A 12,949-nucleotide genomic window follows, 5' to 3' on the forward strand; every position below is an offset into this window, starting at 1 on the left:
ATAATTGCGTATAATGTTAACGTTTCAGATTCAAAAACATCAATTGAAATGACTTTTCTTTCAGAAAGAAAATTGTTAAAACACAACTCATCACCAAGTTTGACATGTAACAAAGGTAAAACTGACTATAAACTAAGTCCATAATCAGTTGGTAAGCCGCTGTACTAGCCCACTCGCACGAATCGTTTTCACCTTAATGCCTCGCTTCAGAACATTGAGTTCGGCGTAAAGAGCTAAACGCTTTTTCGCGCGGGTAATGCCTGTGTAAATCAACTCACGGGTTAATATCGGGCTAAAGTCTGGTGGCAAAATCATCAGGGTGTAATCAAATTCACTGCCTTGCGATTTATGGATCGTCATGGCGTAAGCCGTTTCATGTTCAGGTACTCGGCTTGGCAAGACCGATTTCACACTGCCGTCAGGTAACTCAAAAAAGACTTTCAAACGCGGTTCTTCTTCAGTGTCATCTCGCATGCAAATACCAATATCACCGTTATACAAACCTAAACCGTGATCATTACGCGTAACCATAACGGGTCTGCCGTGATACCAAATTTCATCCTGAACTTGAATGAACTTGCGCGCCGCGAGCGCTTTCTCGATGCGCTGGTTTAGCCCAGCCACACCAAAGTCACCTTCACGGATCGCGCACAGCAATCGGCATTGGTTGAAGGTATCTAACACCGCTTTGGCTTTGTGCGTTAGCGACTCTAGCTCTCCGGTTTTAGGATCAGTTTCCTGTTGTCCAATGCGTTTGAGGTAACGACCGTATTCCTGCACCAACGTCTGCATCATTTGGTTGTAATGTTGACTACTTAGCGCGAAATGTTCGATGTCAGAAAAGTCACTCGCCCAGACGTTATCTACGCTCGCAGCAGAACCGGAGTTAACCGCTTTTGCCAACTGACCAATGCCTGAGCGAGCATCAAATCGGTAGCTCTTTTGCAGCATACATAAACTATCAGCAATGCTAGATGCACTGTTACTCGTATGCGCTAAAGTATCGAAACCTGTCAGTTTTGCGATGGCTGACGCCTGCTCTTTGCCATAACCCAATGCATGGAACGAACAGATATCACCCAACACAGCCCCTGCTTCAACTGAAGCAAGTTGATCTTTATCACCTAGCAAAATCAGCCGCGCATGTTTCGGTAAGGCATCAACCACTTTATACATCATTGGTAAATCAACCATCGACGCTTCGTCGATAACTAAAATATCCAAATGCAGTGGATTTTGCTTGTTGTGACGAAATTCTGCGCTATTAGGAATCGCGCCAAGCAATCGATGCAAGGTGCTTGATTCAGTCGGTATTTTGGCTTTTAGCTCCGGAGAAACTGGCAGCTCTTGCACTGCTTTACCAATGGACTCGGTTAATCGCGCCGCCGCTTTCCCCGTCGGGGCCACCAGCTTGATGGTTAGATTTTTCTCGTGCGTCGCCTGTTCAATCAAAGCAGCAAGCAATTTGGTTACTGTCGTCGTTTTACCCGTACCAGGGCCACCAGAAATCACAGCAAATCGACGAGTTAACGCAACCGCCGCCGCAACTTTTTGCCAGTTCACGCAAGCCGAGAGTGGCACGAGTTCATCCAGTGTTTGTAAATCCTGAACCTTGCGCGCATTGCTAAGCACGGAATCAATGGCGTGCCAATCCAACGATTCGCTTGCGACCACATCAAGGTGGTCACACACCAATTGCTGACGCAACACTTGATTGCTGCTTCCCGCTTCTACTGCTTTGCCCAACGCGTTAAACAGAAAATGGTATTGGCGTGCGAACAGATGGTTGAGCAACTCCGATAATCGCGCAAACTCTTGTGGTTGCAAGTTAACTGCGGCGCCCAACTGATTGAGCTTTTCCGCCAGTGTCACTTCATAATGCCAATAGCGATGCAGATACAGACGCTCACCATCGAACATTAAAGGCAAGGCTTCTCCTTGCGCGCCGACCACGCTGGAATTTTGTAATACTTGAATCCAGTCTATGCCTTGCAACTGTGTGTTAAGCGCCAATGCCGACTCACCAAACAGCCCTAGCTTACTGGCTAAATCCGTAGATTGCCCTTGTGCATCGCACAGAGACAGACAGATATGTCCTTTACCAAGCTCACTACTGACAACACCCGCGATAAACGCCAGTGCTTGGCTGTCCGACTGTTCATCATGCGTTTGAGAATCAATAAAACAGGCGAATTGGTAGTCGAGCTGACGAATAGCACCTTTGTGCGCCAAGCGTTCCAACACTACCAATAGGCTATCTTGGTCAGAATGAAGATTGTGATTTGTCGTCATTAAAGTAGCTCCATCTGTCCGGCTTGAGTTGAGCGCGTTTCAAGTACTTGACCATCAATCAAACGATCCATCTCTTGTAAGAAGTCTAAGGTTGGTTTCGCGGCAAAAATGCCGTGGTCACTCTGCCCATCCATGCCGCGCAAGAACAAGTAATACACGCCACCGAAGTGATGATCATATTGATAATTCGCCAATCGGCTGCGTAGGAAACGATGCAGTGCTAACGCATAAATCTGATACTGCAAATCGTAGCGGTGATCCGCCATGGCCGATTTCAGAGCCTCACCATGGTAGCTCGTTACATCGTCGCCAAGATGATTCGATTTCCAGTCAAGCACGTAGTATTTACCTTGATGTTCAAACACCAAGTCGATAAAACCTTTGAGCATGCCTTGCACGGTTTGGAAACCTAAATCCCCCGCTTTCGCCGACAACGGATCGTGACGTTGAATGACTCGGTTTAACGCCGGTGCAGACAAAACTTCAATCGGCAGCAAAAATTCCATCTCCACCAAACGTTGCGACGGTGCTTTTTGATTCAGCAGCAAAGACTTACCATCCAACGGCGTTGCGAGTACGGTATCAATCAATTGCTGTAAAATGGGCAACCACTCTTCATCGAGCTGTTCGCTTTCCATCAAGCCAAGGATGATTTGTGTATTCTCTTCCGTCGTGGCTGGCTGAGTAAATTCAATTTCCTCAAACAGGCTGTGCAGGAACGTACCCGGACGCGCACCACGAGGGAAGGTAAAAATAGAACGCTCTGGCTCCACCAAATCCGCTTCATCTTGTTCTTCAGATGAGTCGATATCGAAACCCGTAATCTCAATCGTGGCATCATGCTCGGCGTGATGAGAGCCTTGCTTGACCAAGCCAGAGTAACTGGTGATGCGCCAGTTTCTGTCGATAGGGTTTTGCAGTTCTTTCGCACTAAGATCGTGTACTTCTTCTTGTGGCGCTACGTACTTCTCTTCGAGTTTCTGCGGCGGATCGGCCACGACGACACAATCAAGCTCGTCTTGTTGCTTTGTTAAACCTTGGTGCAAATCGTTGATGCCACCTTCTTGACCATTCTGAATCAAATAGCCAATCGCACTGCGGTGTACGCCAGTTGGCTCTTTGGTCGAACGACCATTGCGCAAAGGCGAGGCTCCAATAAAACACGCATACACAGCACGCGTTAGTGCCACGTATATCAAGCGTAAGTCTTCCGCCAAACGCTCTTTGTCCGCTTGCTTCATGGACGCATCGTTGCCAGTGATATCCAGTACCGTGCGGTCATTGGCTGCATCGTAATATTTGGCTTCACTGGCTTCTCGATAGCTGAACACAAACGGCAGAAATACGAGGTCATACTCCAAGCCTTTTGATTTGTGAATAGTTACGATCTGCACTAAGTTACGTTCCGATTCTAAACGTTGGATTTGGTCATCACTGCCACCCAAACCGTTTTCCGCATCACTGATAGACTGAGCGAGCCAACGCAGCAGACCGTGGTCGCTATCCAGTTCATTACTGGCGTGTTGAAGCAGTTCACCAATGTGCATTAAATCGGTAAGTACTCGCTCACCATTTTCACCCTGTGAACTCGCACCTTCTTCTAGTAATCGCTCGGCAATATGGCGTTTGCTGATCACCGCGCGCAACATCGGCAGCACACCACGTTGAATCCAAAGTTTGCGATATTCTTTGAATTCGTTTACGGCGTTTTCCCACACCACTTCATCGTTATTAAGTGCATCCAAACTTGCTGCGTCGAGGGCAAACAGCTCAGAAGCAAGACTTGCACGCAGCGCACGGTCATTTTCTGGAGTCAGCACCGCTTGCAGCAGACGCTGTAGATCCTGCGCCACTGAACTGGTAAACACACTGTCTCGGTTAGACAGGTACACGCTGGCAATGCCTTGTTCAGCCAGCGCTTGTTTGATCATTCGACCTTCACTACCTGTTCGAACCAACACCGCAATATCGCCCGCTTGAACCGCTTTCTGTTTTTCGCCATTCACCAGACACGCTTTCCCCTGTTGAGCCTGCGTCAAAATAGTTTGGATTTGGCTTGCAGTCGCCTCTGCCATTCGAGTCAAATACTCGCCTTTTGGTAGCGGTTTATCGTCCGCTTCTTGCAACCAATAAGTCAGCGCCGGTTGCTTTTGGCCACCCATAGTCCAAATGCGTTTTTCGGCATTGGGACTGTACTTAACAGGTAAGAACGGAATATCCGAATCATAGATAAATGGACTGTCTGGCAAAGCAAATACTTGGTTTACCGCCTGCACCATATCTGCGCTAGAACGCCAGTTGGTTCCTAACGTGTAGTGGGCACTTACTTGGTTACGCGCTTTGATATAAGTGAAAATGTCTGCGCCACGAAAGCCATAAATCGCCTGCTTGGGGTCCCCGATCATAAACAAACCACATTCCGGGTTGTTCAGATAAATACGGCTGAAAATACTGTATTGAAGCGGGTCGGTATCTTGGAACTCGTCAATCATTGCGACAGGATACAAAGTACGAATACGCGCCGCTAAAAGCTCGCTTTCGTCCGTATCGATAGAAGCAGAGAGTTGCGTCAGCAAGTCATCGAAAGAGAGCCACTGTTTTTGATTTTTCGCGTTGGCCAGCATCACACGACAATGCTCAATCGCATGAACAAGCAGTGGCGCTTTTAAGCTGATTGGATTGGCAAGAAATGTTTCAATGGCTTCAAATACCGCATGCTGCGGCGCACTGCCTTTCGGTGTTTTTTCCAACAAGACGTTTTGCGCGAATTTCTCCAGCTTGTCTGGATAATCGTAACCTGTGGTTTCCGTTGCTGCCCAAGCGTTTACCGCCTCCAACCACGTCGGCAGAGACTTTTTGGTGTAGCTGCGTTTGTTAATATCTGAATCTGAAATCAGCGTTAAGAAGTCATCTTGGCTTTCTCGCCACTGTGCTTTTAGTTCATCAATTTTTTTCAAATTTTCAGTATGAAGATCAGCCAAACTGCCTTTCATTGCTGGAACAGAAAGGCTTAACGGCGCACCAGTTAAGTAATTGCTGATGTCAGACAACAACGCAGATGGAGAGCCCCATAGCTGGCGAATTTCTCCAGCCACGGTAAATGGCAACGGGTAGAAATTGCGACGCCAGTAATCGGCTACAACTTGCGCTTTTAGGTGACTTTCATCGGTCACAAACTCGTTATTAAATCGGCTGCCAGATTCAAACGCATTTTGCGTTAGCATACGTTGGCAAAAACCGTGAATGGTGTAGACCGCCGCCTCGTCCATCTGACGCTCTGCCTGCAATAAAATTTCTGCGGCTTGCTTGTGATCGTCAAACTCATTAAGCAAAGGTTGGATCACCGGATCGGAACTCTGTCCACGCGCAAACGCGATTCGCGCGTCATGGATCCTTGCCCTGATACGATCGCGTAATTCCGCAGTTGCCGCTTCGGTAAAGGTTACGACCAGGATTTGGTCGACCGTAAGCGGTACGCGATGTCGAGTTTCCGCGCTGCCGTGACCAAGCAAAAGGCGCAGATATAAACCTGCAATAGTGAAGGTTTTACCTGTACCTGCTGATGCCTCGATTAACCTCGCACCATGCAGAGGAAACGTCATCGGTTCTAGTGGCGTTGGTTGAGGTTGCTCTGTGCGGTCTAACGTATGTAGAGGACACTCTGCACCTGACATTTGATCCATAACGCTGAATCTCTCCGGATTATTTACTAGGACGTATCACCTAATAAATGTGATCTATAGTTAAAAATTCTATTAATATGTTTAACAAGTTGGATAATTTAGAGCTTTGTGAGATCTTTCTCACGGTTATCCATAAGACGTACCGTTAGTATGCGCCCCACGAGATAAGCCAAACCTTTTTGGCGACACAACTCAAATGAATTAAACAAAAGTATCATGGTCCCTCTGACCTTGTGGCCGTACAGCGAACGCCCTACAAAAAATAATGATTTTCTGACGGCCACCCTACTCTTCCTTCTCTTTATCCAACTTTCTTTATCACGCTTTTACATCATCAGCGTCTTGAACCGCTAAGCGCGCACCTTGCAGTACTAATGCTGTCAGCAAACGAACTTCTGAGGCCAACTCATCATTCCAAGCAGGCCAAATTCGAGAGATGTACGCATTACTGCCTTCGCCCGGGCTCATGAAGCCATCATTGAATGCGTCAGCCATTTTCTTCAAAGATTTCTCTTCGTCATCGACCCACTGACCGCGGCTAAAGCCCGCTTCAACACAAGCCAACGCCGTTTTCGGGAAATAAGGCATAGGCTTAGTCATGCCTTCGAAGAACAAGCGAACCAATTCAGTCAGTAGCTGTTTGGCATACTGCACATCGGCAATTTCTGGGTAGATCAAATGCAGCGCGCCTTCTTTACGATCGTAACCAATGATGTGGGTTTTCTTAGCATGACCCGACGCCGACATGGCAAGGTGATCGATCCACGCTGCAAGGTAATCCTGCGATCGAATCTTACCGCTTCGATAGCGAATCAAACCGGATTGGTAGCATTGAGTTAGCCAACCTGTTAGGCGAACGTTTTTCTCTTCGCCTTCATTTCGCTCAAACAAGGAATCAAACGTCAGGTCGATTTCCAAATCGTCTTGAGGCGCACCAGATAAAAACGCCAGTTTATCCACCAGCTCTTCCGCCTGAACTCGGTTAGTTTCAAATTCGATATCACCAAACGCCCCCACCGGCAGTTTGCCTTGCGCGCGCTGTTGACTCATAAAGTGTTTAAGCACCTCTGTTTTTTTCTCTGGCTGCATCAATGTCGTTTCAAGCAAGGTTTCTAACAGCTCATCACGCATTTGATAGCTTTCCAAACCACCTAAAACAAAGGGTTCGTCGTCTTCCATCACCGGTAGCGGCGGTTCAAAGATTACTTTTAAACGACGATTGAAAAAATACTGCACAGGTAAGCGCCAGAAACGTTGCAACTCGACTAAGTCGAGCTCAAGTGGGAACGTCGCTCCTAACAGATAGTCGTCTAATGCCCGATTAAAATCACGACGAACATAGCCTTGCGATTGACTACTTTGAGTCAATGCCGCTGGAATCCACTCTTTCGCGTAGCTGGCGTGCATGCCTTGGAACGCACTTGGGCTAAACGGCACCATGGCGTGGGTATTCACTAACGCATTTAATAAGTTGTCGCCAGACTCATCAACGGGCAACGCTTCATCACCACTTAGACAATAGTTTTGGTGACAGTATTCCATCAGCTCAGAAACCAGAACCGAAGGCACTCGCTCGGTGTTGTCTTGGATTGAACGGCCAACATAACTGATGTAGAGCGTTTGCTGTGCAGACAACATCGCTTCGAGGAATAGGTAACGGTCATCATCTCGGCGCGAACGGTCGCCCGGTTTGGTTCTTCCTGTCATCAAGTCAAAGCCTTCTGGCGGCATGGAGCGTGGGTACACGCCGTCATTCATCCCCAGTAGACAAACGGTTCTAAACGGAATAGAGCGCATCGGCATCAGGGTACAAAAGTTCACTTGACCAGCAAGGAAGCGCTGGCTGACTCGTGTGCCAGATAATTTGTTTTGAAGGTATTGGCTGATGATCGACGGCGATAACGCATCATCAAATGCAGCATCAGCTAATTGCTCTTTGAGTTGGCTGAGCGTATCGCGAATGGATTTGAGCGCCATTTCGCCTTCTAACTCAACTGAGAAGAAGTCATCCAGCAGTAAAACTAAAGTCTCTCGCCAACCATCAATAGTCTGAACATGAGAAAGTTTGCTTCGATAAGTGCTAATTTGTTGGATAAAGTGTGCCAACTTGCCCGCCAGCTCTGCGCCCATGCCTTGCACTTCGTTGTACGGAGACAAACTGCCTTGCTCGGTTTCAAACAAACCAGCGGATTCTGGCATCGCGTAGCCAAGCAACATGCGTTGAATACCAAATTGCCATGTGTTTTGACGAGTTTCCGGCAGTTCAAATTCGCGTCCGGTATTGGCATCCAACCCCCAGCGAATTCCCGATTCCTCAACCCATTGTTTGGCTTGTAAGAAATCATCTTCGCTGAGTTCAAAACGCTTTAATATCGCTGGAGTTTCCAGAAGTTCGAGTAGTTCTGATGCCAAACAGCGCGTATTGGGTAAGTTCACCAACTGCATAAATGCAGCCAGAATTGGGCTCTCTTGATCGGCGGTTCGGTCAGAAATCGAATATGGAATAAAACGCTCACCCGGCGCGTTACCAAAGACCGCCTGAATCGCAGAGCTGTAAGCGTTGATGTCCGCGACCATCACGATAATATCGCGCGGTTTTAACGTTGGGTCAGCATCGAACATCGCCAACAGTTGATCATGCAGCACTTCAACTTCGCGCATCGGGCTGTGACAAGCGTGTAGGCTCAGTGATTTATCACCCAAGCTAACCACTTGTTTGTGATGACTGTTTTCAATCTGTTGATCATCTTGATGTTCTTCAAGATTGAGAATATCCGCTTGCAATTGATGGAGCAGACTGTCGCGCTCAACATCAACAAAGGCTTCGATTTCATGAGATTCCAGCTGAGACAACAGATACATATTGTCGCGCCCGAGTTTACCCATGGATGCCAACAGACTGTTTCCGACCACATCGGTGTGCAGCTCATCGATCACATTATCTTCCAGTGATCCTTTCAGTTGCTCAGTTTCACCTTGCACTTCCGAGTGATCGTCCTGCCACACAACGTGCTGACGATGTTTCGCCGCCAAACGAGCCAGATATTTGCGATCTCGAACTTCACCCCAGTAATAACGACACGGGTTGGTGAACATCAGATGCACGTCGATGTGTTCACCAATTGCTTTTAGCGCATCCATATAGCGAGGCGGCAACGAAGAAATGCCAAAAACAAACAAACGCTTGGGTAAATGGTCAAAATTGCCGTTAAAACTCTCTAACGTGTCGATAAAGTGCTCATAAAGGTTGGCACGGTGATATGGAGACTGTCCTAATGACACAGTGTGATCATACAACGCTTGCCATAAGATCGGCTGCCACGGATGCTCATCTTCCAGCTCTGGCACACTCTGCCCTGCTTCCCAACTTGCGATCCACTCCGGACGATACACCAAGTAACCATCGAAAATATCGGCAATTTTCTCAGCCAGTTGATACAGCTTAGAGTGATCACTGTCATCTTTGAGGTACTGCGCTAACGGCGAAAACACGTCTTGGTTGAGAAGCCCCGGCAGCAGATGCATCAACTTCCAAGTCATCGCTTCTTTGTTAAACGCACTGCGTTTTGGCACGTCTGGCAACACCTGCGTAAACATTTCCCAAATGAAGGTAGCAGGAAGCGGAAAATCAATGTTCGCGGCAACACCAAACTCTTTGGCCAATTCCATTTTTAGCCACTGGGACATGCCCGGACTTTGAACCAGAATTTGTTCTTTTTCGAACGGGTTTTCCAGCGGACTGATTCGAATCAGTTCGACAAGGAGTGATTTAAGAACGTCAACTTGGTTGGAGTGATAAACAGTAAACAAATTGGGAATACCGAGCGCCGATTGAAACTGTTAGCTAGCTTAGCACAGCCCCATTTAAACCCGCAGTGATCTCGCGTTCGGAAAAAACAAAAGGTTATATATCACTCAAATAGAGTATGAATCTTCTGAATTTTCACATGTCAATCAAGTCTGACACTTCCATACAAAATGTGACATTCGTCGCAACTATTCCATAATAAAAAACACTGTTTTATACTCCCTCTACCCATAATTTATAAACAAACAAAAAGTATGTTTCGCAAACTGTCTTCCAACAGCGCTTGGCTGATTGCTTTTTTTGCTTGCTTTGCAGTGTACCTGTCGATCGCTTGTTATCCTTTTGTGTTGTCTAACAATCAGAATGAACCGCTAACCTTGTTGCAAGGTTACTATTTGGTTTCGACTCAATATGGCTGGCTGGGCTTGATCGCTCTTCCATTTATGTTGTTGAGTTTATTGCTCTCTTTTCTACCGACTCGAGTATTCAAAGGCATCGTGATCGCTATCGCGATCTGTCTATTGATTATGTTTAAAGTCGATATTCTCGTTTTTCAGCAATACAAACTTCACATCAACGCTCTATTAATCCGTATGTTTTTCGAAGGTGGTGATGATGTCTTCGATATTTCGTGGATGAGTTGGCTAATCTTCATCAGTGAAATTGCCGTTCTGGTGATCGGGCTCGCTTGTACCGTTTGGGTAAGTAATCAACTGGCACAAAGCCGAGCTAAGTTCGTTTTGATCAGCGTCTGGTTTGCTGTATTGCTTAGCACGCAGATGATTCATGCGTACAAAAACGCACTTTACGACGATGAAGTCAGTCAGTTTTCGAATAACTGGCCACTTTACTACCCGCTGACGGCTCGTAAATTTATTTACAAACACGACCTAGTGGATGAGAACATTGCATCGAAGAACCGCGTAGAGTTAACCAACATTGAACGTAGCTCACTCAACTACCCGCTTGCGCCGATTCAAGTGCAAAGCAAAGAGAAACAGCCCAATGTTTTGTTTATCTTGGTTGACGCGTGGCGCTACAGTGATGCGACGCCGGAAGTCATGCCAAATGTCAGCAAGTTCGCCGAAAAAACGGTGAATTTCACACAACATATGAGCGGCGGCAACTCAACTCAAGCGGGTATTTTCAGCCTGTTTTACAGCTTGCCAGCGACCTACTGGGAAAGCTTTTACGCAAGTCAACGCTCTCCTGTGTTTATGGATACGCTGCAAGCAGAAGGCTACCGCATGGGCATTTTTGGCTCAGCACCGCTCACCAGCCCGCCACTTTCTCGCACGGTATTCAAAAAAGTGTCGGACTTGACCCTGAAACAAACTGGAGAAACAACTGTCGAGCGCGATCAGCAGATAACAGACAAGTTCATCGAGTTCCAAAAGCAGGACAGCGACAAGCCGTACTTTGGTTTTCTGTTCTACGATGCCGCCCACGGCACGGTGTTTCCTGAACCTGAATTTGCGAAATTCAAACCATACTGGGAACGCGTTGACCACATTTTGCTCAACAACGATTTTGACGCTTCGCTTTACCACAATCGATACAAGAACTCGTTGTACTACATCGACAGCTTGATTGGTGATGTGCTGAAAAATGTCGACTTAGACAACACCATTGTGGTGATTTCATCAGATCATGGTGAAGAGTTTAACGACCATAAGATGAACTATTGGGGCCACACGGGTAACTACAGTGACGTTCAAGTACATGTGCCTCTTTACGTGTACATGCCAAATCGTCAGCCAGAGCAAGTTGATTACCGCACGACCCATTTTGACGTCGTGCCAACCATGATGAATACGCTGTTTGACGTTCAAGGCACAACGAGTTCATACAGCGTTGGTCATAACTTGTTTGATAGCTCTGCCTCTCGCGATTGGTATATTGCAGGCAGCTACTACAACTATGCATTGGTCGGCAAAGAACTGATGCTTGTGGTCAACCCTGGCGGGCACTCTCAGCAACTGAATCGCCAGTTAAAAGTCGAGAAAGAACAGAAAATTCCTGTCGATATCATTCGTCATTCTCTGGATGAGATGTCGCGATTTTACAAAAAAGGCTAGTGTCCAACATCGACGCCGATTGAAATAAAAAAGCCTCTTGGTTGTAAGACCAAGAGGCTTTTTCCTATCTGCTATTTAAGCGTGATGAGCGTGCATCAAGCGTGGCTGAATCAATAAGTTGTTGATGTATTGTAAAGCCACATAAGAGACAACAAATGTTGCCACAATCAACTCAAGACCAGCTAAGCCTCGCACTTGTTGAACATAGTGCGCAGCCAATCCTTGCAACTCCATCCAATTCGCCATTTTAAACAGCGCCGTCGCACCGATCACCATCGGGAAGGTAAACGCTGCATAGCCTGGGCTAAATGGCAGTCTAAGCAATTTAAAGAACGCGAGATATATGATGGCTGTCATCAATACCGCGATACCAAATAGCATAGCGATGATCACTGGTGATGGTGTCGCAGTGACCGTTAAGTACCCTGCCAATGATAGACTTGCTGGCGCCGCCATAATTGCCATGGTTGGTTTTGCTGCATCCGGAATTTCATGGGTAAACATGAAACGGTAAATCATCATCGGCAACATGATCGCGTACGCCACCATACCAAACATCAATGCACCTTGTGCCACTGGTGCTAACATAGGGTTGCCAGAGAAAGACACATCCGCAACGATGATACCCACAGGCGGTACAAACCAACTAGGAACCATGTGGTGCAATTCAAAATCTTTGGCGCGATGGTAAACAAAGCTCACCAAGAATACGATGTGCAAAACCACCGCAATCAGCCAAAGCGCATCGCCAGCTAATGGGTAAAAATGGCCGAGAGAGTTCGATACCACCATAGTGCCCATCGCAAATGTCGGAACCACGCTGCCCACAACCGGATGAGCAAGATCTTGTCTCAATAGATGATTATGTAGCAAAAACTTGGTTGCCAATATAGCCAACAATATGCTCGCGATACCCGCACTAATCCACTGTCCGTAGCCATGTAATTCGGCGAAGTTTTCCCAACTCCAGCCCAAGCTTGCAATACCAAGAGCCAAACCCGCCATTGGAGTTGGCGCTCCCATTACTTTTGCTTTTGTTCTTTGAATCATGATGACCTCAACCAGACTCACTCTTGATGAGACGTATA

The 12,949-nt window shown here is 47.0% G+C and carries 5 protein-coding genes; 1 reads left to right on the forward strand and 4 read right to left on the reverse strand.

Annotation, left to right across the window (positions count from 1 at the left end):
- Positions 1 to 144: 144 nt before the first annotated feature.
- The 3 genes from recD to recC form a co-directional block, all read right to left on the reverse strand.
- Positions 145 to 2,292, reverse strand: a complete 2,148-nt coding sequence (gene recD / locus R7P36_RS08505) for an exodeoxyribonuclease V subunit alpha (protein WP_213899275.1) — start codon at positions 2,290 to 2,292, stop codon at positions 145 to 147.
- Positions 2,292 to 5,966, reverse strand: coding sequence for an exodeoxyribonuclease V subunit beta (recB, locus tag R7P36_RS08510; protein WP_213899297.1), 3,675 nt, complete (start codon positions 5,964 to 5,966; stop codon positions 2,292 to 2,294). The genes recD and recB overlap by 1 nt, the downstream gene beginning before the upstream one ends.
- A gap of 327 nt (positions 5,967 to 6,293) precedes the next feature.
- Positions 6,294 to 9,785, reverse strand: coding sequence for an exodeoxyribonuclease V subunit gamma (gene recC, locus R7P36_RS08515; RefSeq protein WP_054574838.1), 3,492 nt, complete (start codon positions 9,783 to 9,785; stop codon positions 6,294 to 6,296).
- Positions 9,786 to 10,037: 252 nt separating this feature from the next.
- Here recC and R7P36_RS08520 point away from each other — a divergent pair, with 252 nt between their 5' ends.
- Positions 10,038 to 11,861 (forward strand): DUF3413 domain-containing protein, encoded by a 1,824-nt coding sequence (locus R7P36_RS08520; protein ID WP_033905554.1) that lies wholly within the window; start codon positions 10,038 to 10,040, stop codon positions 11,859 to 11,861.
- A 75-nt stretch (positions 11,862 to 11,936) separates the two neighbouring features.
- On the opposite strand, the gene R7P36_RS08525 is transcribed toward R7P36_RS08520, so the two are convergent.
- The gene (locus R7P36_RS08525) at positions 11,937 to 12,911 is read right to left on the reverse strand and encodes a TDT family transporter (RefSeq protein ID WP_017636010.1); all 975 of its coding nucleotides are present in this window, start codon (positions 12,909 to 12,911) and stop codon (positions 11,937 to 11,939) included.
- Positions 12,912 to 12,949: the final 38 nt, after the last annotated feature.

It is taken from the genome of Vibrio sp. 397 (assembly GCF_033339395.1).
Lineage (GTDB): Bacteria > Pseudomonadota > Gammaproteobacteria > Enterobacterales > Vibrionaceae > Vibrio > Vibrio alginolyticus.

Bases quoted from the DNA above. Each gene is read 5' to 3' on its own strand.
- R7P36_RS08525 (WP_017636010.1), bottom strand. From the start codon at position 12,911: ATGATTCAAAGAACAAAAGCAAAAGTAATGGGAGCGCCAACTCCAATG.
- R7P36_RS08520 (WP_033905554.1), top strand. From the start codon at position 10,038: ATGTTTCGCAAACTGTCTTCCAACAGCGCTTGGCTGATTGCTTTTTTT.
- recD (WP_213899275.1), bottom strand. From the start codon at position 2,292: ATGACGACAAATCACAATCTTCATTCTGACCAAGATAGCCTATTGGTA.
- recB (WP_213899297.1), bottom strand. From the start codon at position 5,966: ATGTCAGGTGCAGAGTGTCCTCTACATACGTTAGACCGCACAGAGCAA.